Consider the following 25,304-nt stretch of genomic DNA (forward strand, 5'->3'; position numbering starts at 1 on the left):
CAGTTTTGGGCCGGCGTTGACACCCACCTTACTGCTGTAGTGGTCTAATGAAACCGGACATCCATTTAGGCGAGAATGCTCGCCAGATAGAGGTGTCTGATGACCAAGCAACGTCGTTCCTTTTCCGCTGAATTCAAACGCGAGGCTACAGGCCTCGTTCTCGATCAAGGCTATAGCCATATCGAAGCCAGCCGCTCGCTCGGGGTGGTCGAGTCCGCATCACGTCGCTGGATTAACCAACTCCAGCAGGAGCGCAACGGCGTGACGCCGCAGAGCAAAGCGCTGACGCCCGAGCAGCAGAAAATCCAGGATCTGGAAGCTCGAATCGCCCGACTTGAGCGGGAGAAATCCATTTTAAAAAACCGCCTCCCCGGCGCTCCGCGGCCCATTGGACTAGAAACACTACGGGCTACACTGATCTCTCTGGACTGTGGTCGCTGGCTTTTTGGAGGCTAAGTCCCCGTCAAAAAACTTGACCCAGGGGAAGTTGCGGCCCCGTTAGTGGTGGCGCGTTTCGTGACCGAACACCTAGGACAGTCGTCCAGCACTAATTGCGCCAGCAACGGTGGGATTTCAATCCCTATGAAGCTGTCCTTCTGCTTTCCCATAATTTCGGAGAGCCGTTCGCGTAGCGCATTGAAGTTGGCATGTGTGCGGGACATGATCTGGCCTTACCGGGCCAACGTTGAACCGGCATAGCCGAGGAACACTTCAATACCCGCTCCACGCCTGGATCGCGGCGGCCCACTGCCGTGTTGCCGGATACTGGTCCTTCTCGATATCAATCAGGTGCCGGCGTGGCACGCCCAGTTTACGAAGGGCCACACTGCCTAAATCCGCCAACACCAGATCACGAGTGCTGTGGACTTCAGAATGGACCTGCCCTTTGAGCTTTTGCTTGTCGAAGCTCTTGTAGCCCACCACATGGGGAACGTCATGAAACACCGTTTCCATAGCGGCCGCGGCGAAGGTACTGGCACCGTAGATCGTCGGAATAGATTATCCGTCGGTGGTTTGAATCGGGCTGAAACGAGCATTCCTCCTGACACCCGGATTGAACTGCTCCGCCTGCTACTGATCCTGATGGACCCGATGCATGAGAGTCTTTTTGGGGAAGATCATGGCCGTGACTCGAAGCACCTTCGGCGGCTCGGGTGTTTCCATCAAAGCATGCGTTTGCGAGTGATCAATCCCAGGCGAAACCTTCTTCGGAGGCCTAGCCATGGGCGACCTCCTGCACCTCGTCTTGCGCTGCCGCAATCACACGATCCGGCTGACTGGCCAATAGATCCTGAGGACGCAGCCCTCCCAGAAAACTGTTGGCCGACAGAAACCAGTAAGCCAGGCCCCAGCCATCCTTCTGACCGTCAAATATCTCCAGCACTTTGCTGAGCACCTTGAGTGGCCGGAAGCCCGTATCGGGGTCCAGACCATAACCCGGGAAGTAGTCCACGCCGTGGTGATGGATCGCGAATATCTGCCTTAGGCGCTTCCATTTGTTGGGTTGGGTGCTGGGGTTGCTGAGGCTCAAATCAGCCAGCTTCGACACCTGTACCGCTGTCAGCCAGTCCGCGCCCTCAAGCACGGCTTGGCGCGACCTGGCAATCATGCCGGCCTCCTTGATCAGGTTCGGTGTCGGTGGTGTTTTGGAGACCAAGGCATCGACCAAGGACTCGAGCAAGCGCCGGTCATGCATTTTCAATGAGGTATCGACCAGCATGGCGATGCTGGTCATGGTTTCGGCCATGGCGCGCATCGCGTGCTCACTCGCATGATCAACCTCGACCACGATCAGTCGCTCGGCAACGGTTTTCTCAAGTTGGCCGCGCATCTCCCGAGCAGTCCCCGACACAGCGGAAACCCGGGAAACCCGAGAAGACTCATGAACGAGGCCCATACCTGCACTCCACAAATTAGCATGATTATCAAAAAACCATGGTAATGCTAATAATCCATCTGGAGCAATCTTACTCGTTTTCCCGGTGGCAGCGCTGACCGTTTGGCGGCTCAGTGAAACTCACCTTCAGCAATCCTCGGACGAAAATGCGGTGATCTGCGTTATCGCCTTTGAATTAGCACTGACTGGAATCCCGGGAGGTCCAAAGCAAACCAGGCGCCAAAGTATGGGCTGGAGTATGGGCAGGGCAAACCCCAGAAACGACAAAGCCCCGGATTCCGGGGCTTTGAGGTCTGTGTATGGCGGAGGCGCAGAGATTCGAACTCTGGGACCTGTTACAGTCGGCAGTTTTCAAGACTGCTGCCTTAAACCACTCGGCCACACCTCCTATGTACTGCGGGCGCCATAATACCGGAATGAAACACACTGTCAAACTCTCGTGATAGCTTGTTACAGAGCCTCTGGTATGATCTTTGAGACTGAACATTTCAAACCCGAAGGAGTGTCGCCATGCGCGAACAGGATTACGCCGTTAACAGCGTGCAGGCTGAGCAGCTAGAAGTTAGCCGCGTCCTGCGCAACACCTACAGCCTTCTGGCCCTCACCCTCGCCTTCAGTGGCCTGACGGCCTATATCTCCCAGCAGATGCACGTCGGCTACCCGAACGTGTTCGTGGTGCTGATCGGTTTCTACGGGCTGTTCTTCCTCACCAACAAACTCCGTGACTCGGCCTGGGGCCTGGTCTCCACCTTCGCCCTGACCGGCTTCATGGGCTACCTGCTCGGCCCGATCCTCAACCGCTACCTGGGTATGCAGGGCGGCTCCGAAGTGGTCAGTTCGGCCTTCGCCATGACCGCCCTGGTCTTCGGCGGCCTGTCGGCCTACGTGCTGATCAGCCGCAAGGACATGAGCTTCCTCAGCGGTTTCATCACCGTCGGCGTTTTCGTCCTGCTGGGTGCGATGCTGGCCAGCATCTTCTTCCACATCAGTGGCCTGCAGTTGGCGATCAGCGCCGGTTTCGTGCTGATCTCCTCGGCCATGATCCTGTTCCAGACCAGCGCCATCATCCAGGGCGGGGAACGTAACTACATCATGGCGACCATCAACCTGTATGTGTCGATCTACAACCTGTTTATCAGCCTGTTGCAGATCTTCGGCATCATGGGCCGCGATGATTGATCGCTGCTGTTAAGCAAAAAGCCCGCTTCGACGGGCTTTTTCTTGCCCGCGATTTAGCTTCTTGGGGGTTCTGGCTTTATCATGACGGCAGGTTTGCTGACAGAGTCCCCCATGAAGTTTGCCATTGCGCTGTTTTCCGCGCCCCACGCGCCCTCCTCCCGCCGCGCCCTGCTGTTCGCCCAGGCCGCTCTCGCCGGTGGGCATGAGATTGTGCGGCTGTTCTTTTATCAGGACGGCGTGCACAGCGCGTCGAGCAGTGTGGTCACGCCCCAGGACGAGCAGGACCTGCCCCGGCAATGGGCGGATTTCGTCAACGAACACCAACTTGACGGCGTGGTCTGCATCGCCGCGGCCTTGCGCCGTGGCGTGCTGAACGACGAAGAAGCCCAGCGCTATCAACGCTCGGCGGTCAATCTGAGCGCGCCCTGGGCCTTGTCCGGCCTGGGCCAGTTGCACGATGCGGTGCAAACCGCCGACCGCTTGATCTGCTTTGGAGGGCCTTGAAATGCCCAAGTCCCTGTTGATTATCAGCCGCCAGGCGCCCTGGTCCGGCCCGGCCGCCCGTGAAGCACTGGATATCGTGCTGGCCGGCGGTGCGTTCGATCTGCCCATCGGCCTGCTGTTCATGGACGACGGTGTCTTCCAGTTGATGCCCGGGCAGAACGCCAAGGCCCTGCAACAGAAAGACCTGACCGCCAATCTCCAGGCCCTGTCGCTGTTCGGCATCGACGAGCTCTACGCCTGCGCCGACAGCCTGGCCGACCGCGGGATTTTCCCGACACAGGTCGCCGGCGAAGACCTTGAGGTGCTCACGGCTGAAGGGCTCAGTGCGCTTGTTAACCGTTATGACCAGGTGATCACCCTCTGATGTCGACCTTGCATGTGTTGTCCCACTCCCCTTTTACCGACAGCCGCCTGGGCAGTTGCCTGCGCCTGCTGGGCAGCGAGGATGCGCTGCTGCTCTGTGGCGACGCGGTGCATGCCGTGCAACCGCGCAGCCTGCCGCTTGAAGCGCTGGAAGAACGCGCTGATGACCTGCGCCTGTTCCTGCTCGAAGAAGACCTGCAAGCCCGCGGCCTGGAGTGCCCGACCTGGGCCACCAGCGTCGACTACCCGGCATTTGTCGAACTGTCGATCCGTTACGACAAGGTCAATACCTGGCTATGAACACGTTGACGGTAAACGGACAGGCCATCGCCCTGGACAAGGACGGCTACCTGGTGGAACTGAGTGACTGGTCGCCGGAAGTCGCGGCCGCCCTGGCCACGCGGGAAGAACTCGAACTGAGCCCCGAGCACTGGGAAATCCTCGAATTGCTGCGCGGCTTCTACCGCGAGTTCGAGCTCTCCCCCGCGACCCGTCCGCTGATCAAGTACACCGCCTTGAAGCTGGGCGCCGAGAAAGGCAACAGCCTGCACCTCAACCGTTTGTTCAAAGGCACCCCCGCCAAACTCGCCGCCAAGCTGGCGGGCCTGCCCAAACCGACGAACTGCTTATGACCGAGTACACGCCGTTGATCATCGAAACGCCCGCCGAGCACCCGTTTGCCCAGTTTGTCCGCATCCTTGGCAAGGGCAAGCGTGGCGCCCGCAACCTGACCCGCGAAGAAGCCCGCGAGGCCATGGGCATGCTGCTGGACGGCAAGGTCGAGGACACCCAGCTCGGTGCCTTCCTGATGCTCTTGCGCCACAAGGAAGAAAGCCCGGAGGAGCTGGCCGGTTTCACTGAAGCCCTGCGCGAGCGTTTGCAAGCGCCCAAGCTGGCGATCGACCTGGACTGGCCGAGCTACGCCGGCAAGAAGCGTCACCTGCCCTGGTACCTGCTGGCCGCCAAGTGTCTGGCACAGAACGGCATCAAGATATTCATGCACGGCGGCGGCGCCCATACTGCGGGCCGTCTCTACACCGAACAATTGCTCGAGACGCTGCAGATTCCATTGTGCCGCGACTGGCCAGCCGTCGAGCAGGCGATCGGCCAGGGCAATATCGCCTTTATGCCCCTGGGCGACTGGGCCGCGCCTTTGCAGCGGATGATCGACCTGCGCAACATCCTCGGCCTGCGTTCGCCGATCCATTCCCTGGCGCGATTGCTCAACCCGCTGGGCGCGCGCTGTGGCCTGCAAAGCATCTTCCATCCCGGCTACCAGGCAGTGCACCGCGACGCCAGCGGCTTGCTGGGCGACACGGTGATCGTGATCAAGGGCGACGGCGGCGAAATCGAGGTCAACCCGGACAGCAGCAGCCATCTCTACGGCACCACCGGCGGCGAAAGCTGGGACGAAGAATGGCCGGCGCTGTCCGAGCAACGCCATGTGAAACCGGCGACCCTGGAACCCGAACACCTCAAGGCGCTCTGGCGCGGCGACGTCGAGGACAGCTACCCGCAACTGGCCCTGATCTCGACCATGGCCCTGGCCCTGCGCGGCCTCGGCACGCCCCGCGAACAGGCCTTCGAACAGGCCCGGCGCTACTGGGATGCACGGGATAGATCGATCTGATCGATGATTAACCCCCAGGGTTTGCGCTATTTTTTCGAACAAAGGCCTTTAGACTGAACTCCATTGCACACTTGCCGAGGAGTTTCCGATGGGCCTTTTGATCGACGGCCGCTGGCATGACCAGTGGTACGAAAGCAGCAAAGACGGCGCGTTCCAGCGCGAACAGGCGCAACGCCGCAACTGGCTGACCGCCGACGGCAGGCCCGGTCCCAGCGGCGAAGGCGGGTTCAAGGCCGAAGCCGGGCGTTATCACCTTTATGTCTCCCTGGCCTGTCCCTGGGCCCACCGCACCCTGATCCTGCGCAAGCTCAAGGGCCTGGAAAGCCTGATCGATGTATCGGTGGTCAGCTGGTTGATGCTGGAAAACGGCTGGACCTTCGACAAGGCCTACGGCTCCAGCGGCGATGCGCTGGATAACCACACCTTCATGCACCAGCGCTACACCGCCGATACCGCCGACTACACCGGCCGCGTGACCGTGCCGGTGCTATGGGACAAGCAATTGCAGCGCATCGTCAGCAATGAATCGTCGGAAATCATCCGGATGTTCAACAGCGCGTTCAATGAACTGACCGGCAATCAGCTGGATTTCTATCCCCAAGCCTTGCACCCGCAGATCGACAGCTGGAACGAACGCATCTATCCGGCGGTGAACAACGGTGTCTATCGCGCCGGGTTTGCCACGTCACAGGGAGCTTATGAAGCAGCCTTTGATGATGTGTTCGGTGAGTTGGAGCAGTTGGAACGGCATCTGGCGGAAAGCCGTTATCTGGCGGGGGAATACCTGACGGAAGCGGATGTACGGCTGTTCACCACGCTGATTCGTTTTGACGCGGTGTACTACGGACACTTCAAGTGCAATCTGCGGCGGATTGCCGATTATCCGAGCCTGTCGAACTGGCTGCGGGAGCTGTATCAATGGCCGGGCGTGGCCGAGACGGTGGATTTTACCCATATCAAGGGGCATTACTACGCCAGTCACCGGACCATCAATCCGACCGGGATTGTGCCCAAGGGACCGGAGCAGGATTTCATGGGAAGCCATGATCGGGAAAAACTGGCTGGACGTGGTGTCTGGCGCGACCTCTAACACACCGCAAAACTGTAGGAGCGTGGCTTGTCCGGACGCCGCACCGCCGCGAAGCTTTTAGCGATCTCAAGGACTTCTTCGCGGGCAAGCCCTGCTCCTACAGGTTGATGTCGTGCACAAAATTGTGCTCGACACCGCACTTTAGATATCGTCAGGCCCAGATCCCACAGTAGGGATTTGCATCAAACCTGGGATTGCGCGCCTTCGAACCAGGCCAGTTTCTCGCGCAACTGCACCACTTCCCCGACAATCACCAGCGTCGGCGCATGCACTTCATGCTCCGCCACCAACTGCGGCAGATTCGCCAAGGTCCCGGTAAACACCCGCTGATTCGATGTAGTGCCCTGCTGGATCAACGCCGCCGGGGTCTGCGCCGAACGACCATGGGCAATCAACTGCTCACAGATCACCGGCAACCCGACCAACCCCATGTAGAACACCAACGTCTGCGCCGGTGCCACCAGATCCGCCCAGGGCAGATCCGTGGAGCCATCCTTCAAGTGCCCGGTGACAAACCGCACCGACTGCGCGTAATCGCGATGGGTCAGCGGAATCCCGGCATAAGCCGAACAGCCGCTGGCCGCCGTGATCCCCGGCACCACCTGGAACGGAATCCCCTGGGCCGCCAGCTCTTCGATCTCTTCGCCGCCACGGCCGAAGATAAACGGATCGCCGCCCTTCAATCGCAGCACACGCTTGCCCTGCTTCGCCAGATCAACCAGTTGCTGGTTGATCTGATCCTGGGGCACGGCATGATCGGCGCGACGCTTGCCGACATAGATCCGGTCCGCATCGCGGCGGCACAGTTCCAGAATCGCCGGCGCCACCAGACGGTCGTACAGCACCACATCCGCCTGCTGCATCAGACGCAGGGCACGGAAGGTCAGCAGGTCCGGATCACCCGGCCCCGCTCCCACCAGATACACCTCACCCGGCGCATTCGGCGGCGCACCGCTGATCTTCTCCAGCAGCAAGCGCTCGGCTTCAGCGCCTTGCCCGGCCAGTTGCCGGTCGGCAATCGGGCCCTGGAACACTTCTTCCCAGAACGCCCGGCGCTGCTGCACAGCCGGAAACAGGCCTTTGACCTGGCTGCGGAAACGCGCCGCCAAACCGGCCAACTGGCCGTAGGTCGAAGGAATCCAGGTTTCCAGCTTGGCCCGGATCAAACGCGCCAGCACCGGCGCATCGCCACCGCTGGACACCGCGATAATCAACGGCGAACGGTCGACAATCGCCGGGAAGATCACGCTGCACAAGGCCGGCGCATCCACCACATTGACCGGCACGCAGCGCCGATGGGCATCCGCCGAGACCTGGGCATTGAGCGGCTCGTCGTCGGTGGCGGCTATGATCAGCCCGCAACCGTCGAGGTCGGACTCAAGGTAACCGCGCAACAGCAACTCGCCGCCGCTGCCACTGACCAGCTCGCCCAGCTGACCCTCGACCTCGGGCGCGACAACCCGCAGCACCGCACCGGCATCGGCCAGCAGGCGGGATTTGCGCAAGGCAATCTCCCCCCCGCCGACCACCAGCACAAGGCGGCCACGCAGGTTGTGGAACAGCGGCAGAAATTCCATTTAGCCGATGACCTCGATGCCGCCCATGTAGGGCTTGAGCACTTCCGGCACACGGATCGAACCGTCGGCCTGCTGGTAGTTTTCCAGCACCGCCACCAGCGTACGGCCCACGGCCAGGCCGGAACCGTTCAGGGTGTGGACCAGCTCGGGCTTGCCGGTTTCCGGGTTACGGAAACGCGCCTGCATGCGACGGGCCTGGAAGTCTCCGCAGTTGGAGCACGACGAGATTTCACGGTATTTGTCCTGGCTCGGCACCCAGACTTCCAGGTCGTAGGTCTTCACGGCGCTGAAACCCATGTCGCCGGTGCACAGCGCCAGAACGCGGTACGGCAGCTCCAGCAGTTGCAGGACCTTCTCGGCGTTGGCGGTCAGGCCTTCCAGGGCTTGCATGGAAGTCGACGGCTCGACGATCTGGACCATCTCGACCTTGTCGAACTGGTGCTGGCGGATCATGCCGCGGGTGTCACGACCCGACGCACCGGCTTCACTGCGGAAGCACGGGGTGTGGGCGACGAACTTCAGCGGCAGCAGTTTCGGATCGACGATTTCGCCGGAAACGATATTGGTCAACGACACTTCGGCGGTCGGGATCAGGTACAGGTCGGCTTCGCCTTCGCGGCTGATCTTGAACAGGTCTTCCTCGAACTTCGGCAGCTGGCCGGTACCCTGCAAGGCCGGCGCCTGGACCAGATAAGGCGTGTAGGCCTCTTCGTAGCCGTGTTCGGTGATGTGCAGGTTGATCATGAATTGCGCCAGGGCGCGGTGCAGGCGGGCAATCGGGCCCCGCAGCAAGGCGAAACGGGCACCGGACAGCTTGGCGGCGGTTTCGAAATCCAGCCAGCCGAACTTCTCGCCCAGGGCAACGTGGTCCTGGATCGGGAAGTCGAAAGCGGTCGGCGTGCCCCAACGGCGCACTTCGACGTTGCCTTCTTCGTCCGCACCGACCGGCACGGACTCGTGAGGCAGGTTCGGCAGGCTCAGCAGGATCGCATCCAGATCCGCCTGGATCGCGTCCAGCGCAACCTTGCCTTCACTCAGCTCGGAGCCCATGGTTTCGACACTGGCCATCAACGGCGCGATGTCTTCGCCGCGCTGCTTGGCCTGACCGATACTCTTGGAAACCGCATTGCGCTCGGCCTGCAATTGTTCGGTGCGGGTCTGCACCACCTTGCGCTGGTTTTCCAGCGCTTCGATGCGGGCGACATCGAGGCTGAAGCCACGGGAGGCCAGGCGATCCGCTACGTCCTGAAGGTTGCTACGTAACAGTTTGGAATCGAGCATGTCGGTTTCTCGTTATCAGAGTTTGGTCAAGGACAGGCCGGCCCAGGTCGCGAGCAGCCCGCCGAATACGCTGAGGGCCGCATAGCCCAGGGCAATCAGTACCTGCCCGCTTTCCAGCAGGCGCACCGTATCCAGTGAAAAGGATGAAAATGTGGTCAGGCCGCCGACAAATCCCACGATCAAGCCGGCGCGGATCTCAATCGGCACCTCGGGACGCAGCAAAAACAAACCGTAGAGCACGCCAATCACCAGGCAGCCCACGATATTAACGGCCAATGTCGCGGTATAGAAGTGCCGCGGCCAATTGGCGTTGATCAGGTTGCCGGTGGCGAAGCGCACCAGGGTGCCGATAATGCCGGCGAAGGAGACGGCAAGGACGGTGCGGATCAAGGCTTTCTCCGTTGTTTCGGGCTATTGCGGTCAAGGGCCGCGAGGTGGTTGAGCTTTTCGCCGATCTTCAATTCCAGCCCGCGTGGCACTGGCTGATAGAACGGCTGGGGCTCCAGTTCCTCGGGAAAATAGTCCTCGCCCGCCGCATAGGCATCGGGTTCGTCATGGGCGTAGCGATATTCATCACCGTAGCCCAGCTGTTTCATCAGCTTGGTCGGCGCATTGCGCAGGTGCAGCGGCACTTCCAGCGAGCCATGCTCGGCGGCGCTGCGCATGGCGGCCTTGAAACCCATATAGACGGCGTTGCTTTTCGGCGCGCAAGCCAGGTAGGTGATGGCCTGGGCCACCGCCAATTCGCCTTCGGGGCTGCCGAGTCGCTCCTGCACATCCCAGGCCGCCAGGCACAGGCTCAGGGCCCGTGGATCGGCGTTGCCGATATCCTCGCTGGCCATGCGCACCACCCGGCGGGCCAGGTAGAGCGGGTCGCAGCCGCCGTCGAGCATGCGCGCGAACCAGTACAGGGCACCATCGGGGTTGGAGCCGCGCACCGACTTGTGCAAGGCGGAAATCTGGTCGTAGAACGCCTCGCCGCCCTTGTCGAAACGCCGGCGGGTATCCCCCAGCAAGCTTTGCAGCAATTCGACGCCGATTTCTTCGCCGTCTTCAGCCAGGTCCGAGGCGTTTTCCAGCAGGTTGAGCAACCGCCGACCATCGCCGTCGGCCGCCGACAGCAGCATCTTGAAGCCTTCCTCGCCCAGGCTCAGCTGGCGCTTGCCGAGGCCTCGCTCTTCGCTCAAGGCCCGCTGTACCAGCTTGTTCAGGGCCGCTTCGTCGAGGCTTTTCAGCACATAGACCCGCGCCCGGGAGAGCAAGGCGTTGTTCAGTTCAAACGAGGGGTTTTCGGTGGTGGCGCCGATAAAGATCAGCGTGCCGTCTTCCACATAGGGCAGGAAAGCGTCCTGCTGGGACTTGTTGAAGCGGTGCACTTCGTCGACGAACAGGATGGTGCGCTTGCCGTACTGCCCGGCCTGCTGCTTGGCGATTTCCACCGCCTGGCGGATCTCCTTGACCCCGGCCAGCACCGCCGAAACGGTTTCGAAGTGGGCGTCCGAGACTTCCGCCAGCAGCCGCGCCAGGGTGGTCTTGCCCACCCCCGGCGGCCCCCAGAAGATCATCGAATGCAGCGCGCCCTGCTCCAGGGCTTCGCGCAACGGCTTGCCACGAGCCAGCAGGTGCTCCTGGCCGACGTACTCATCCAGGTTGGTCGCGCGTAAACGGGCGGCCAGGGGCTGGGCAATCGGGGCACGGCTGAACAGGTCCATGGCGGGCGTCTGAAACCTCTTATTCCTGGATCACGTCCGCACCCTTGGGGATGACGAACTTGAACTTGGCGGCGTCGATGGGTTCATTGGCCTTGACCCCGGTGAACAACAGGTTGGTGCGCTGGCCGACGCTGTCGACCAGTTGCATGTCATTGATCAGGCCGTTGCGGAACGACAGGCGCAGGCTGTCGAACAGGGTGTCCTTGGTTTTCGGCTTGAGGACGAAGTCGATCACGCCGCCGGCTTCCTTGGCACTGATATCGAAGCTTTCGCTGATTTTGGAGACATCACCGGAGAGCAGCAGGGCCGGGGTCTGGGTCAGGCGCAGGTCGAGCTTCTTGATGGTGACCTGTTCCAGGTCCGGGTCCCAGAGGGTGACCTTCTGGCCGTCGGAGATCATGGTCTGCTCCTGCGGCGCATCGGTGTGCCAGTAGAACAGGCCCGGGCGCTGGAGGGTCATCTCGCCGGCGGTTTCCTGCAACTGGGTACCGCCGCCGTCCAGGGTCAACTGCGAGAACCGCGCGGTCAGGGTCTGGGACTTTTCGAGCAATTGGGTCAAACGCGCCACGTCCTTCGGATCGGCGTGGGCCGACAGCGTGGTCAAGGCCAGAACCGGCAGCAACAGCATGCGGATAAAACGCATGGGAATCCTCATTGAACTCGTTGAAAGGGCGCGCCGCGTGACTCCACGCGGCACGGATCAGTCGCGCGACGGCCCGGGGGCGAGTACTTCACGCGAGCCGTTGGTGTTCATGGCAGTCACGACCCCGGCCATTTCCATGGACTCGATCATGCGGGCGGCCCGGTTGTAGCCGATCTTCAGCTTGCGTTGCACCGCGGAAATCGAGGCCCGGCGGCTTTCCAGCACGAACTGTACGGCTTCGTCGTAGAGCGCGTCGGTTTCAGCGTCGTCGCTGTCGCCACCACCGCTGCCGCCGTCGAAGCCGCTGCCGGCCTCTTCAACGCCATTGAGGATGTCGTCGTTGTATTCCGGTGCGCCGCGCAGTTTCCACGCCTCGACCACCCGGTGAACCTCATCGTCGGAGACAAAGGCGCCATGCACACGAATCGGCAGGCTGGTGCCTGGCGGCATGTAGAGCATGTCACCGTGACCGAGCAATTGTTCGGCGCCGCCCTGGTCGATGATGGTCCGCGAGTCGATCTTGCTCGACACCTGGAACGCCATGCGCGTCGGGATGTTGGCCTTGATCAGGCCGGTGATCACGTCCACCGACGGCCGCTGGGTCGCGAGGATCAGGTGGATACCGGCGGCCCGTGCTTTCTGGGCGATACGGGCGATCAGTTCTTCGACCTTCTTGCCGACGATCATCATCATGTCGGCGAATTCGTCGACCACCACGACAATGGTCGGCAGCTTGGTCAGCAGCGGCGCTTCGTCGTGGATGCTTTCGCGGTTGTACAGCGGGTCGCTCAGCGGCGTGCCGGCGTCCTGGGCTTCCTTGACCTTGTGGTTGAAGCCCGACAGGTTACGCACGCCCATCTTGGCCATCAGCTTGTAGCGCCGCTCCATCTCGGCGACGCTCCAGCGCAGGGCGTTGGCGGCGTCCTTCATGTCGGTGACCACTGGGCAAAGCAGGTGTGGAATGCCTTCGTAGATCGACAACTCGAGCATTTTCGGGTCGATCATGATCAGCTTGGCGTCTTCCGGGCCGGACTTGAACAGGATCGACAGGATCATCGCGTTCACACCCACCGACTTACCGGAACCGGTGGTACCGGCCACCAGCAGGTGCGGCATCTTCGCCAGGTCGGTAATGACCGGCTTGCCGCCGATATCGTGACCCAGGGCCAGGGTGACCGGGGATTTCGCGTCGTCGTATTCCGGGGTCGAGAGCACTTCGGAGAAACGCACGATCTGGCGGTCCTCGTTGGGGATCTCGATGCCCACGGTGGTCTTGCCCGGGATGACTTCCACCACCCGCACGCTGGTGACCGCGAGCGAACGCGCCAGGTCCTTGGCCAGGTTGGAGATCCGACTGACCTTCACCCCCGCCGCCGGTTGAATTTCGTAGCGGGTAATCACCGGGCCCGGATGGATGGAATCCACCGAGACTTCGACGCCGAATTCCTTGAGCTTGATTTCCAGCAGGTGGCCGACGGCCGCCAGGGATTCGGGCGAGTAGTTGAGCTGCTTCTTTTCCGCCGGATCGAGGATCGAGATCGGCGGCAAGGTGCCTTCCACCGCGCTGTCGACAAACAACGGCGCCTGTTTCTCTTTCTCCACCCGCTTGCTCTGCTGCACCGGTTTGACCGGCGCCGGGGCAATCACCGGCGGGATCTGCTTCTCGCGCTCGGACATGTGCTTGCTGAGGGCCTGCTCGCGTTCGATCAGGCGTTCCTTGACCTTGGCCTGCTCGCGCTTGTCGGGAACGCTCGGTGCCACCACTTCGTGAACGCGGTCGTCGACCTCACGCAGTTGCGCCACCAGTTGCTTGCGTTCGACCCGGGACGACCACCAGCGATTCATCGCGCCCTGGAACAGTTCGAACAGGTCCAGGGTGATCTTGCCGGTGACGTCCATGACCTTGAACCAGGACAGGTCGGTGAACACCGTCAGGCCGAACAGGAACAGGGCGATGAACAGCAGCGTGCTGCCCTGGATATTCAGGGCGTTTTTCGCCAGGTTGCCGAGGCTTTCGCCCAGGGCGCCGCCAGCCCCTGCCGGCAGGCCGAAGGGCTGGTGGAAATGGATATGGGCCAGCGCGGCCCCGGACAGCACCAGGAACACCAGGCCGATCAGCCGCCAGGAAAACAGCCAGCCGCTCCATTGCCAGGGTTCGTGGCGCTGACGAAAGATCTGGTAGGTCTTGATCGCCAGCAACAAGGGGAACACATAGGCGAAATAACCCAGCACCATGAACAGGATGTCGGCGCTGTAGGAACCGGCGGGACCGCCGAAGTTCTGCACGTTATCGATCTTGCTGTTGTGGCTCCAGCCGGGATCGTCCTTGCCATAGGTCAGCAAGGCCATCATCAGGAACAGGCACAACGCGCCGATAGCAATCAGCGCACCTTCCTTGAGGCGATAATGCAGCTGCTGCCGCCAGAGCGGAACGACTGCTTTAGAGGGTGTGGCGGTGGATTTCTTCAAAATGATTCACTGCTTCATTACATAACCGGCATTGTACGGATTTGTCCGCCCGATGCCACGCTGTCACCGCATGGGTGTAGCATAACCGACAGCACTTTTCACGCGGTTCAATTTGAGCACGCATTCTCTTTTGTGACAAAGGCTTATGAGGTGTTTTATGAGCGCAACCAAGCATTCACGCCTGATCATCCTGGGTTCCGGCCCTGCCGGTTACAGTGCCGCGGTTTATGCCGCCCGCGCCAACCTCAAGCCTTTGGTCATTACCGGCCTGCAAGCCGGTGGTCAATTGACCACCACCACCGAAGTCGACAACTGGCCCGGCGACGTAGAAGGCCTGACCGGCCCGGTGCTGATGGAGCGCATGCAGAAACACGCCGAGCGTTTCGACACCGAGATCGTCTATGACCACATTCACACCGCCAAGTTGCAGCAGCGCCCGTTTATCCTCGAGGGCGACAGCGGTATCTATACCTGCGACGCATTGATTGTCGCCACCGGCGCCTCGGCGCAGTACCTTGGCTTGCCATCCGAGGAGGCCTTTGCCGGCAAGGGCGTCTCGGCCTGCGCGACCTGCGACGGGTTCTTCTACCGCAACCAGGTGGTGGCGGTGGTCGGCGGCGGCAATACCGCGGTGGAGGAAGCCCTGTACCTGGCCAATATCGCCAAGGAAGTGCACCTGGTGCATCGCCGGGACAAGCTGCGTGCGGAGAAGATCCTCCAGGACAAGCTGTTCGAGAAAGCCGCCAACGGCAATATCCGCCTGCACTGGAACGAGAACCTCGATGAAGTGCTCGGCGATGCCAGCGGCGTCACCGGCGCCCGCCTGCGCCACAGCGACACCGGCGAAACCCGCGAACTGGCGCTGACCGGGGTGTTTATCGCCATCGGCCATAAGCCCAATACCGATCTGTTCGAGGGCCAGTTGAGCATGCACAACGGCTATTTGCGGGTACAGGGCGGCAGCGAGGGCAATGCCACGGCAACGGAAATCCCCGGGGTATTCGCCGCCGGCGATGTCGCCGACCATGTCTATCGCCAGGCCGTCACCTCGGCCGGCGCCGGCTGCATGGCGGCGCTGGATGCCGAGAAATTCCTGGACGATAACTGATGCTGACCTGGTTACAACGCAACTCCCTGACCTTCCCGCCCCTGGCCAAGGCCATGCGCGAACCCAATGGCCTGCTGGCCGCCGGCGGCGACCTGTCCGCCGATCGACTGATCCAGGCCTATCGCCATGGCTGTTTTCCCTGGTTTTCCGAAGGCCAGCCGATCCTCTGGTGGTCGCCGGACCCGCGCACCGTGCTGTTTCCCGATGAATTGCATGTCTCCCGCAGCCTGAACAAGCTGTTGCGCCAGCAACGCTACCAGGTCACCTTCGACCGGGATTTCGCCGCCGTGATCCGCGCCTGCGCCGCCCCACGGGCCTATGCCGACGGCACCTGGATCACTGAGACCATGCAAACCGCCTATCTGCAATTGCATGAGCGCGGTTTTGCCCACTCGGTGGAGGTCTGGGATAACGATGAGTTGGTGGGCGGCCTCTACGGCCTGGCAATGGGCCAGCTGTTTTTCGGCGAGTCCATGTTCAGTCGCGCCGACAACGCCTCGAAATTCGGTTTCGCCACCCTGGTCCGGCACCTCAAGGCCTCGGGGTTCGTCCTGATCGACTGCCAGATGCCCACCGATCACCTGCACAGCCTTGGCGCCCGGGCCATTCCCCGGGAGGACTTCGCCCGCTACCTGGGCGAACATCTGGACCAGCCCAACAGCGCGACCTGGCTGCCCTGATCTACTGTGATCAGGTAACCTTCACACAGCACCTAGGCGTCTTTTCCCAGGCTGGCTTACACTTGATTCAACGCAATTGAAAGCTTATTCCGAGGGTCGATCATGACCGAGCTGGCGCGCTTGAAGTTCTATGCCACTCAACCCCACTCTTGCAGCTATCTGCCCGAAGAGCAGGCGACCACGCTGTTCCTCGACCCTAGCCAGCCCATGGACGTGCATGTCTACGCAGACCTGTCGGAAATGGGTTTCCGTCGTAGCGGCGACCACCTGTACCGGCCCCACTGCCAGAACTGCAACGCCTGCGTGCCGGCGCGGATTCCCGTGGCGCAGTTCCTGCCCGATCGCCAGCAGAAACGTATCTTCAAACGCAACGCCGAGCTCAAGGTCAAGGCCGTCAAGCCGGGGTTCAGCGAGGAATACTTCGACCTGTACCAACGCTACATCGAACAACGGCACGCCGATGGCGACATGTTCCCACCCAGTCGCGACCAGTTTTCCACTTTTCTGGTGCGCGACCTGCCGTTCTCACGTTTCTATGAGTTCCGCCTGGAGGGGCGCCTGCTGGCCGTGGCCGTCACCGACCTGCTGCCCAACGGACTATCAGCGGTCTACACCTTCTACGAGCCCGCTGAGGAGCGTCGCAGCCTGGGGCGCTACGCTATCCTCTGGCAGATCGGCGAAGCGCAGCGGCTGGGGCTGGAGGCGGTCTACCTCGGCTATTGGATCAAGAACTGCAAGAAGATGAACTACAAGACCCAATATCGACCGATCGAACTACTGATCAACCAGCGCTGGGTGACGCTCAGTTAGCTCGTCGCCCCCACCGGAATCGAACTGTATTTTCCAGGCTGGTACTAACCCCTTGGCGTGAACCCCCTTTTTCGGGCACAATGCACGCCGCTTTTGCCTGGCGCAGTTGCACCGGGCCATTCACTGGACACCGAGGGCTTTACTGCATGTCGAAAGAAGACAGCTTCGAAATGGAAGGCACTGTCGTCGACACCCTGCCGAATACCATGTTTCGCGTGGAATTGGAAAATGGGCACGTCGTAACCGCGCATATCTCCGGAAAGATGCGCAAGAACTACATTCGTATTCTCACCGGTGACAAAGTGCGCGTCGAGCTGACGCCCTACGACTTGAGCAAAGGGCGCATCACCTACCGCGCCCGCTAAGCAAGTCGATACAAAAACGCCCGGCACTTGCCGGGCGTTTTTGTTTGTGCGCCTTTCTGGCCCGCCGCCCTTTTTTTGTGGGAGCCGGCTTGCTGGCGATGAACGATAACGCGGTGCGCCAGATACACCGCGCCGCCTGAATCGCCAGCAAGCCGGCGCCTGCAGGGGAGCGCGGTGTTTTCAGGAGCACGGATAAAACAAAGGCGCCCGAAGGCGCCTTTGTGTTTTGCGGGTCTAGATCACGCCATTTCAGCCGTGGTTTCGAACTCAAAGGTCAGCTCGCCATCCTTCAGATCGATGTGCACCACACCGCCATGGTCGGACAACTCGCCGAACAGGATCTCCTCGGCCAACGGCCGCTTGATCTTGTCCTGGATCAGACGCGCCATCGGGCGTGCGCCCATCGCCGCGTCGTAACCACCTTCCGCCAGCCAGTTGCGCGCCGCATCGGTGACTTCCAGTTGCACACGCTTGTCTTCCAGCTGCGCCTGAAGCTCGGTAAGGAACTTGTCCACCACACTCTTGATCACCTCATGGCTGAGGCGACCAAACTGGATAATGGTGTCCAGACGGTTGCGGAACTCCGGCGTGAAGCTCTTCTTGATCACTTCCATTGCATCGGACGAGTGGTCCTGATGCGTGAAGCCAATCGACGCACGTGCCGCGGTTTCGGCACCGGCGTTGGTGGTCATGATCACGATCACATTGCGGAAGTCCGCCTTGCGCCCGTTGTTGTCGGTCAGGGTCCCGTGGTCCATCACCTGCAGCAGCAGGTTGAAGACTTCCGGGTGGGCCTTCTCGATTTCATCGAGCAGCAGCACGCAATGCGGTTGCTTGGTGATGGCCTCGGTCAGCAGGCCGCCCTGGTCGAAACCGACATAACCCGGAGGCGCACCGATCAGACGTGAAACGGTGTGGCGCTCCATGTACTCGGACATGTCGAAACGCACCAGTTCGATCCCCATCGCCTTGGCCAACTGCCGCGCCGCTTCGGTCTTGCCGACGCCGGTGGGACCTGCGAACAGGAACGAACCGACCGGTTTGTCCGGCGACTTCAAGCCCGCACGGGACAGCTTGATGGCGGTCGACAGCGAGTCGATGGCCGCATCCTGACCGAACACGGTCAGTTTCAGGTCGCGCTCCAGGTTACGCAGCAGTTCCTTGTCGGAGCTGGTGACGTGTTTTGGCGGAATCCGCGCGATCTTCGCCACGATGTCCTCGACCTGAGGCACCTCGATGCGTTTGACCCGTTTCTCGATCGGCTGCAGGCGCTGATAGGCACCGGCCTCGTCGATCACGTCGATGGCCTTGTCCGGCATGTGCCGATCATTGATATAACGCGACGCCAGTTCGGCGGCGGCGCGCAAGGCCTCGTCGCTGTACTCGATATTGTGGTGCTGCTCGAAACGCCCTTTCAGGCCGCGCAGGATACCGATGGTGTCTTCCACCGAAGGCTCGGACACGTCGACCTTCTGGAAGCGCCGCGCCAAAGCCCGGTCCTTCTCGAAGATGCCACGAAATTCCTGGAAGGTGGTCGAACCGATGCAGCGGATATCACCCGAGGAGAGCAACGGCTTGAGCAGGTTCGAGGCATCCATGACGCCGCCGGAAGCGGCACCCGCACCGATGATGGTGTGGATTTCGTCGATGAACAGGATCGCCTGCGGACGTTTTTTCAACTCGCCGAGCAACGCCTTGAAGCGCTTCTCGAAATCGCCGCGGTATTTGGTACCGGCCAGCAGTGCACCGAGGTCAAGGGAGTAGACCACGCTGTTGGCCAGCAGGTCCGGCACCTGGTTGTCGACGATGCGCTTGGCCAGGCCTTCGGCGATGGCCGTCTTGCCCACGCCCGCCTCGCCCACCAGCAGCGGGTTGTTCTTGCGCCGGCGCGCCAGGATCTGCGCCACGCGCTCGACTTCCAGCTCACGCCCGACCAGCGGATCGATACGACCCTGGCGCGCCAGTTCGTTCAGATTGCTGGCATAAGCGTCCAGTGGATTGCCTGAAGATGAAGACTCACCGCCCTCTTCGTCCTGCATATCTTGCTCGCCTTCGGAGTGATCGCCGTGCCCGGGCACCTTGGAGATGCCATGGGCGATGTAGTTGACGACATCGATACGTGCAACGCTTTGCTGCTTGAGCAGGAAGACCGCCTGGCTCTCCTGCTCGCTGAAGATCGCGACCAGCACGTTGGCGCCCGTCACTTCACGTTTACCGGAACTCTGCACATGGAAGACAGCACGTTGCAGGACACGCTGAAAGCCCAGAGTCGGCTGGGTTTCGCGATCCTCGTCATGGACGGGGATCAGCGGCGTGGTGGAGTCGATGAACTCCTGCAGATCGTGCTTGAGTTTATCGAGATTGGCGCCACAGGCACGCAGGACGGTGGCGGCAGCCTCATTATCCAAAAGGGCCAGCAGCAGGTGCTCGACGGTCATGAATTCATGACGCTTCGAGCGAGCCTCCTTGAAGGCAAGATTGAGGGTGACTTCGAGTTCGCGGTTTAACATAGTTCACCTCATACCCAAGTGGTCGGCATTAACCGTCCTTCTCGATTTCACAGAGTAGCGGATGCTGGCTTTCCCTGGCGTACTGATTGACCTGCATGGCCTTGGTCTCGGCGATGTCGCGGGTAAACACTCCACATACTGCCCGTCCTTCTGTGTGGACGGCCAGCATGACCTTGGTCGCCAGCTCGCGATTCAGGTTAAAAAACACCTCGAGCACTTCGACGACGAAATCCATCGGTGTGTAGTCATCATTGAACAAAACCACCTTGTACATCGGTGGCGCCTGCAACGCGGGCTTGGATTCCTGTACAGCAATACCCGCTGAATCGTCGTCGTGGGAATCCGGGCGATCCTGATTGAATGTTAGTCGAATCTGGCTGATTGCATGCATGGAAAGAAAGGTTCGTCAGTTGAGCAATTGCAGTGATGGGGGCACTTCGGACAGATTTCAACACTGGCCGTCGCGTCACCTTGACTATCGGCAAAACGGTGTTACAACCAATAGAGCCCACATTGGGTAATAAAGGTCCATACCGTCAACCGTTTTTCTGGTTCACGCAGTGAAGGATGAACTGGATGATACTCCAGTGATGGGGTCGTTTGCAGAGGGATATGAGCATGCTGAGTGGTAAAGTCAAGTGGTTCAACAATGCCAAGGGCTACGGCTTCATCATTGAAGAAGGCAAGAGTGAAGATCTGTTCGCCCATTACTCGGCCATCCAGATGGATGGCTATAAAACCCTTAAGGCTGGCCAGGCAGTAAGCTTTAGGATCGTCCAGGGTCCCAAGGGGCTGCACGCGGTCGATATTCAGGCACTCGTGACCACCGCAGCACCCGCGGCGAAGCCGCAGAATGCAGGGGCACAAGCCCCGGCGGAAACGGCCAAGGCCTGAAAGCAGAGGCTTTCAGATAACGAAACGCCCGGGCCAATCACTAGGCTCGGGCGTTTTCGTTTACCGTCGGTCAGCCTACATGTGCTTGATCAGCGCATCGCCAAAGCCGGAAGACGACACCAGCGTCGCACCGTCCATCAGACGCTCGAAATCATAGGTCACGGTTTTCGCGCCGATGGCGCCATTGGTGCCCTTGATGATCAGGTCGGCCGCTTCGATCCAGCCCATGTGCCGCAGCATCATTTCCGCGGACAGGATCAGCGATCCGGGGTTGACCTGGTCCTTGCCCGCGTACTTGGGCGCGGTACCGTGGGTCGCTTCGAACATTGCCACGGTGTCGGACAGGTTGGCCCCCGGCGCGATACCGATACCGCCCACTTCGGCGGCCAGGGCGTCGGACAGATAGTCGCCGTTCAGGTTCAGGGTCGCGATCACGTCATACTCGGCCGGACGCAGCAGGATCTGCTGGAGCATGGCATCGGCGATGGCGTCCTTGACCACCACGTTGCGGCCGGTTTTCGGGTTCTTGAACTGCATCCACGGGCCGCCGTCGAGCAGGGTCGCGCCGAACTCCTCGGCCGCCACTTCATAGGCCCACTCCTTGAAGGCACCTTCGGTGAACTTCATGATGTTGCCTTTATGCACAATGGTCAGCGACTTGCGATCGTTGTCGACGACATATTGCAGGGCCTTGCGCGCCAGTCGCTGGGTGCCCTCTTTGGACACCGGCTTGATGCCGATCCCGCAGTCCTGGTCGAAACGGATCTTGGTGACACCCATTTCTTCCTTGAGGAACTTGATGACCTTGATCGCTTCCGGCGAACCGGCCTTCCATTCGATACCGGCATAGATGTCTTCGGAGTTCTCACGGAAGATCGTCATATCAACGTCGCCGGGCTTCTTCACCGGGCTGGGCACGCCTTCGAACCAGCGCACCGGACGCAGGCAGACATACAGGTCGAGCTGCTGACGCAGGGCTACGTTCAGCGAACGGATGCCGCCGCCCACCGGCGTGGTCAGCGGACCCTTGATGGAAACCACATAATCCTTGACCGCGTCCAGGGTTTCCTGGGGCAGCCAGGTGTCCTGGTCATAGACCTGGGTGGCTTTCTCGCCGGCAAAGACTTCCATCCAGGAAATCTTGCGCTTGCCGCCGTAGGCCTTGTGTACCGCCGCATCGACGACCTTGATCATCACCGGGCTGATATCGACGCCAATACCATCGCCTTCGATGAAGGGGATGATCGGGTTGTCAGGAACATTGAGAGAATGGTCTGGATTGACGGTGATTTTTTCGCCGACGGCCGGAACCTGAATCTTCTTGTATCCCATGTTGAACTCCATCTATGGATTGAACATCTGGCTGCGTTCGAGCGTACCCCAGGTGCTTGCCCGTGGGAACCTCACACCCGACTCATCTGCCGCGAAAAACCTCGATTTCGCGGCCTACAAGCTTGAAAGCAAAGGTAAAAGCGCCAAAGTCGAGCACTGCTTGCGACACCTCGCCGCAGGGCGCCCTGCGACCTTTAGACCAATGGACGAGTGTAGTCGCTTATGAAGCATCGGCGTTTTGCCAGCAACCTATGTATAATCGCGCCGCTGACCATGGAGTCACGACGGCCGACCTCTCTACAACGAGACTTTCCGCCTGAAAAAGCCGGGTTGTTATCGCAATCCGACCGCTTGACGCTCGACTGATGCACCCAACATCACCGCGCGCGAAGAAACCTCGACATTCGGCTCATGGATGACTTTTGAACGAACGCGCTTACCCGGCGCATCTCGAGTTTCTGCGCATGCTTTAGCAAAGAAGAGAGTTAATCCGAATATGCCCAACCGTTCGAAGATCATCTACACCTTCACCGACGAAGCCCCTGCCCTCGCCACCTATTCACTGTTGCCTATCGTAGAGGCCTTTACCGCTTCGGCTGATATCGCCGTGGAAACCCGCGATATCTCGCTGGCCGGCCGCATTCTCGCAAGCTTCCCTGAACAACTGGGCGCCAAGGCCGTGCCGGACCACCTCGCCGAATTGGGCGAGCTGGCCATCACCCCCGAAGCCAACATCATCAAGCTGCCGAACATCAGCGCCTCGGTTCCACAACTGCAGGCCGCGATCAAGGAACTGCAAGCCCAGGGTTTCAACATCCCGGACTACCCGGAAACCGTCGGCACCGACGCCGAGAAAGACGCTCGCGCCCGTTACGACAAGATCAAGGGCAGCGCCGTGAACCCGGTCCTGCGCGAAGGCAACTCCGACCGCCGCGCGCCGCTGTCGGTCAAGAACTATGCCCGCAAGCACCCGCACAAGATGGGCGCCTGGGCTGCCGACTCCAAGTCCCACGTCGCTCACATGAGCACCGGTGACTTCTACGGCAGCGAAAAAGCCGCACTGATCGACGCTGCCGGCAGCGTCAAGATCGAGCTGATCGCCCAGGACGGCACTGCCAGCGTCCTGAAAGAGAAAACCAACGTACAAGCCGGTGAGATCCTCGACTGCGCCGTGCTGAGCAAGAACGCCCTGCGCAGCTTCATCGCCGCTGAAATCGAAGACGCCAAGCAACAAGGCGTGCTGCTGTCGGTTCACCTGAAAGCCACCATGATGAAGGTCTCCGACCCGATCATGTTCGGCCAGATCGTTGCCGAGTTCTATAAAGACGCCCTGGCCAAGCACGCTGACGTGCTGGAGCAGATCGGCTTCAACCTGAACAACGGCATCGGCGACCTGTACGCCCGCATCAAGGCCTTGCCGGCCGAGCAACAGGCGCAGATCGAAGCCGACATCCAGGCGGTCTACGCTGCCCGTCCGTCGTTGGCCATGGTCAACTCCGACAAAGGCATCACCAACCTGCACGTGCCGAGCGACGTCATCGTCGACGCCTCGATGCCAGCGATGATCCGTGACTCCGGCAAGATGTGGGGCACCGACGGCCAGCTGCACGACACCAAGGCGGTGATCCCGGATCGCTGCTACGCCACCATCTACCAGGCGGTGATCGAAGACTGCAAGCAACACGGCGCCTTCGACCCAACCACCATGGGCAGCGTGCCGAACGTCGGCCTGATGGCGAAGAAAGCCGAAGAGTACGGTTCCCACGACAAGACCTTCCAGATCAAGACCGACGGCGTGGTTCGGGTTTCCGACAGCACCGGTCGCACCCTGCTGGAACAGACCGTGGAAGCCGGCGACATCTTCCGTATGTGCCAGACCAAGGACGCGCCGATCCAGGACTGGGTCAAACTGGCCGTCAACCGTGCCCGCGCCAGCAGCACTCCAGCGATTTTCTGGCTGGACCCAATGCGCGCCCACGACGGCGTGGTCATCGAGAAGGTCCAGACCTACCTGAAGGACCACGACACCACTGGCCTGGATATCCAGATCATGTCGCCGGTCGACGCGATGAAGTTCACCCTGGACCGCACCCGCGCCGGCAAGGACACCATCTCGGTGACCGGTAACGTGCTGCGCGACTACCTGACCGACCTGTTCCCGATCATGGAACTGGGCACCAGCGCCAAGATGCTGTCGATCGTGCCGCTGATGAACGGCGGTGGCCTGTTCGAAACCGGCGCCGGCGGTTCGGCACCGAAACACGTGCAGCAACTGGTGGAAGAGAACTTCCTGCGCTGGGACTCCCTGGGTGAATTCCTGGCCCTGGCCGCGTCCCTGGAACACCTGGGCGTGACCTACAACAACCCGAAAGCCCTGGTGCTGTCGAAGACCCTGGACCAGGCCACTGGCCAGTTCCTCGACAACAACAAGTCGCCATCGCGTAAAGTCGGCAACATCGACAACCGCGGCAGCCACTTCTACCTGGCGCTGTACTGGGCCCAGGCCCTGGCCGCCCAGAGCGAAGACACTGCGCTGCAAGGCCAGTTCACCCAGCTGGCCAAGACCCTGGCCGAGAACGAGGCGACCATCGTTGCCGAGCTCAACGCCGTACAGGGCAAGCCAGTGGACATCGGCGGCTACTACCACGCCGACGCCGAGCTGATCAGCAAGGCCATGCGTCCGAGCGCAACCCTCAACGCGGCGATTGCCGCGCTGGTGTAAGCTCCTCGGCAGTACCACAAGCCCCGGCCCAGTGCCGGGGTTTGTGTTTTCACAACCAGAGAAACTACCCTATGGAATGGCAACCCCACATCACCGTCGCCACTGTCGTCGAAGACAACGGTCGCTTTCTCTTCACCGAAGAGTGCTACGAAGCAGCAACGGTCCTCAACCAGCCCGCCGGTCACCTGGACCCGAATGAAAGCCTCAGCGAGGCCGCCATCCGCGAAACCCTCGAGGAAACCGGCTGGGAGGTGGAACTGACCGGCGTCGTCGGCATCTACCTGTATACCGCCCCGAGCAACGGCGTGACCTACCAGCGCGTCTGCTTTGCCGGCAAAGCGCTCAAGCACCGCCCGGACTACCCACTGGACCACGGCATCATCGGCCCACGCTGGCTGACCCGCGACGAATTGCTGGCCCTGCGCCCGCAATGGCGCAGCGAGCTGATCATCCGCTGCCTGGACGATTATCTGGCCGGTCCCCTGCACAGTCTCGAGCTGATCCGCCCTTCTCTTTAGCCTTGCGGGCCCGGGCCTGT

25 protein-coding genes, 1 tRNA gene and 1 pseudogene are annotated in these 25,304 nt (G+C 60.9%); 15 read left to right on the forward strand and 12 right to left on the reverse strand.

The window, feature by feature from the left end; genetic code table 11:
* Positions 1-99: 99 nt before the first annotated feature.
* Positions 100-360: pseudogene (locus tag HX830_RS29560) on the forward strand (transposase); the annotation flags it as partial.
* A 351-nt stretch (positions 361-711) separates the two neighbouring features.
* On the opposite strand, the gene HX830_RS32265 reads toward HX830_RS29560, so the two are convergent.
* From HX830_RS32265 to HX830_RS29575, 3 genes are all read right to left on the reverse strand, one after another.
* Positions 712-996, reverse strand: a complete 285-nt coding sequence (locus HX830_RS32265; protein ID WP_349292396.1) for an RES family NAD+ phosphorylase — start codon at positions 994-996, stop codon at positions 712-714.
* A gap of 220 nt (positions 997-1,216) precedes the next feature.
* Entirely contained in the window at positions 1,217-1,897 is a 681-nt protein-coding gene (locus HX830_RS29570) for a hypothetical protein (protein WP_152739835.1), read from the reverse strand.
* Positions 1,898-2,197: 300 nt separating this feature from the next.
* Positions 2,198-2,285, reverse strand: a tRNA-Ser gene (locus HX830_RS29575).
* 122 nt (positions 2,286-2,407) lie between these two features.
* On the opposite strand from HX830_RS29575, the gene HX830_RS29580 reads away from it, so the two are divergent.
* The 7 genes from HX830_RS29580 (at position 2,408) to HX830_RS29610 (ending at position 6,663) form a co-directional block, all read left to right on the forward strand.
* A complete protein-coding gene (locus tag HX830_RS29580; RefSeq protein ID WP_103498228.1) occupies positions 2,408-3,076 on the forward strand; it encodes a Bax inhibitor-1/YccA family protein in 669 nt (222 codons plus the stop codon).
* A gap of 111 nt (positions 3,077-3,187) precedes the next feature.
* The gene (gene tusD, locus HX830_RS29585) at positions 3,188-3,580 is read left to right on the forward strand and encodes a sulfurtransferase complex subunit TusD (protein WP_177104204.1); all 393 of its coding nucleotides are present in this window, start codon (positions 3,188-3,190) and stop codon (positions 3,578-3,580) included.
* Between the two features lies 1 nt (position 3,581).
* On the forward strand, positions 3,582-3,944 hold the full coding sequence (tusC, locus tag HX830_RS29590; protein WP_177104205.1) for a sulfurtransferase complex subunit TusC: 363 nt from the start codon (positions 3,582-3,584) through the stop codon (positions 3,942-3,944).
* Entirely contained in the window at positions 3,944-4,243 is a 300-nt protein-coding gene (gene tusB, locus HX830_RS29595; protein WP_177104210.1) for a sulfurtransferase complex subunit TusB, read from the forward strand. Before tusC ends, tusB begins: the two co-directional genes overlap by 1 nt.
* Entirely contained in the window at positions 4,240-4,575 is a 336-nt protein-coding gene (locus tag HX830_RS29600; protein WP_177104212.1) for a TusE/DsrC/DsvC family sulfur relay protein, read from the forward strand. The genes tusB and HX830_RS29600 overlap by 4 nt, the downstream gene beginning before the upstream one ends.
* A complete protein-coding gene (locus HX830_RS29605; RefSeq protein ID WP_152739834.1) occupies positions 4,572-5,573 on the forward strand; it encodes a glycosyl transferase family protein in 1,002 nt (333 codons plus the stop codon). Before HX830_RS29600 ends, HX830_RS29605 begins: the two co-directional genes overlap by 4 nt.
* A gap of 88 nt (positions 5,574-5,661) precedes the next feature.
* A complete protein-coding gene (locus HX830_RS29610) occupies positions 5,662-6,663 on the forward strand; it encodes a glutathione S-transferase family protein (protein ID WP_177104214.1) in 1,002 nt (333 codons plus the stop codon).
* 182 nt (positions 6,664-6,845) lie between these two features.
* Here the strand turns inward: HX830_RS29610 and cysG are convergent, their stop codons facing one another.
* From cysG to HX830_RS29640, 6 genes are read right to left on the reverse strand one after another with little or no spacing between them, the layout of a single operon-like run.
* Positions 6,846-8,240 (reverse strand): siroheme synthase CysG, encoded by a 1,395-nt coding sequence (cysG, locus tag HX830_RS29615; RefSeq protein ID WP_177104216.1) that lies wholly within the window; start codon positions 8,238-8,240, stop codon positions 6,846-6,848.
* On the reverse strand, positions 8,241-9,521 hold the full coding sequence (serS, locus tag HX830_RS29620) for a serine--tRNA ligase (RefSeq protein WP_103498220.1): 1,281 nt from the start codon (positions 9,519-9,521) through the stop codon (positions 8,241-8,243).
* A 15-nt stretch (positions 9,522-9,536) separates the two neighbouring features.
* Positions 9,537-9,911, reverse strand: a complete 375-nt coding sequence (gene crcB / locus HX830_RS29625) for a fluoride efflux transporter CrcB (protein ID WP_100940095.1) — start codon at positions 9,909-9,911, stop codon at positions 9,537-9,539.
* On the reverse strand, positions 9,908-11,233 hold the full coding sequence (locus HX830_RS29630; RefSeq protein ID WP_100940094.1) for a replication-associated recombination protein A: 1,326 nt from the start codon (positions 11,231-11,233) through the stop codon (positions 9,908-9,910). Before HX830_RS29630 ends, crcB begins: the two co-directional genes overlap by 4 nt.
* A 19-nt stretch (positions 11,234-11,252) precedes the next feature.
* Positions 11,253-11,876 carry an outer membrane lipoprotein chaperone LolA gene (gene lolA / locus HX830_RS29635; RefSeq protein WP_103498219.1) on the reverse strand — a complete coding sequence of 208 codons (624 nt, stop codon included), beginning with the start codon at positions 11,874-11,876 and terminating at the stop codon, positions 11,253-11,255.
* 57 nt (positions 11,877-11,933) lie between these two features.
* Positions 11,934-14,345, reverse strand: coding sequence for a DNA translocase FtsK (locus HX830_RS29640; RefSeq protein ID WP_152739831.1), 2,412 nt, complete (start codon positions 14,343-14,345; stop codon positions 11,934-11,936).
* A gap of 157 nt (positions 14,346-14,502) precedes the next feature.
* Here HX830_RS29640 and trxB point away from each other — a divergent pair, with 157 nt between their 5' ends.
* From trxB to infA, 4 genes are all read left to right on the forward strand, one after another.
* Complete coding sequence (gene trxB, locus HX830_RS29645) at positions 14,503-15,453, forward strand: thioredoxin-disulfide reductase (protein ID WP_177104218.1); 951 nt, start codon at positions 14,503-14,505, stop codon at positions 15,451-15,453.
* The gene (aat, locus tag HX830_RS29650; RefSeq protein ID WP_177104220.1) at positions 15,453-16,133 is read left to right on the forward strand and encodes a leucyl/phenylalanyl-tRNA--protein transferase; all 681 of its coding nucleotides are present in this window, start codon (positions 15,453-15,455) and stop codon (positions 16,131-16,133) included. The genes trxB and aat overlap by 1 nt, the downstream gene beginning before the upstream one ends.
* Before the next feature lie 102 nt (positions 16,134-16,235).
* Complete coding sequence (locus tag HX830_RS29655) at positions 16,236-16,943, forward strand: arginyltransferase (protein ID WP_177104222.1); 708 nt, start codon at positions 16,236-16,238, stop codon at positions 16,941-16,943.
* 146 nt (positions 16,944-17,089) lie between these two features.
* On the forward strand, positions 17,090-17,308 hold the full coding sequence (infA, locus tag HX830_RS29660; protein ID WP_002553999.1) for a translation initiation factor IF-1: 219 nt from the start codon (positions 17,090-17,092) through the stop codon (positions 17,306-17,308).
* Positions 17,309-17,547: 239 nt separating this feature from the next.
* Here infA and clpA read toward each other — a convergent pair whose 3' ends face one another.
* Positions 17,548-19,818, reverse strand: a complete 2,271-nt coding sequence (gene clpA / locus HX830_RS29665; RefSeq protein ID WP_103494146.1) for an ATP-dependent Clp protease ATP-binding subunit ClpA — start codon at positions 19,816-19,818, stop codon at positions 17,548-17,550.
* A gap of 28 nt (positions 19,819-19,846) precedes the next feature.
* Positions 19,847-20,209, reverse strand: a complete 363-nt coding sequence (gene clpS / locus HX830_RS29670) for an ATP-dependent Clp protease adapter ClpS (RefSeq protein ID WP_040069302.1) — start codon at positions 20,207-20,209, stop codon at positions 19,847-19,849.
* Between the two features lie 227 nt (positions 20,210-20,436).
* On the opposite strand from clpS, the gene cspD reads away from it, so the two are divergent.
* The gene (gene cspD, locus HX830_RS29675; protein WP_103494155.1) at positions 20,437-20,712 is read left to right on the forward strand and encodes a cold shock domain-containing protein CspD; all 276 of its coding nucleotides are present in this window, start codon (positions 20,437-20,439) and stop codon (positions 20,710-20,712) included.
* 75 nt (positions 20,713-20,787) lie between these two features.
* Here cspD and icd read toward each other — a convergent pair whose 3' ends face one another.
* Positions 20,788-22,044, reverse strand: coding sequence for an NADP-dependent isocitrate dehydrogenase (gene icd, locus HX830_RS29680; protein WP_177104224.1), 1,257 nt, complete (start codon positions 22,042-22,044; stop codon positions 20,788-20,790).
* 496 nt (positions 22,045-22,540) lie between these two features.
* On the opposite strand from icd, the gene HX830_RS29685 reads away from it, so the two are divergent.
* Positions 22,541-24,766, forward strand: coding sequence for an NADP-dependent isocitrate dehydrogenase (locus HX830_RS29685; protein WP_177104226.1), 2,226 nt, complete (start codon positions 22,541-22,543; stop codon positions 24,764-24,766).
* Positions 24,767-24,837: 71 nt separating this feature from the next.
* Entirely contained in the window at positions 24,838-25,284 is a 447-nt protein-coding gene (locus HX830_RS29690; protein ID WP_177104228.1) for an NUDIX hydrolase, read from the forward strand.
* The last annotated feature ends 20 nt before the right edge of the window (positions 25,285-25,304 follow it).

The sequence above is a fragment of the Pseudomonas gingeri genome (assembly GCF_013385425.1).
Taxonomy (GTDB): domain Bacteria; phylum Pseudomonadota; class Gammaproteobacteria; order Pseudomonadales; family Pseudomonadaceae; genus Aquipseudomonas; species Aquipseudomonas gingeri_D.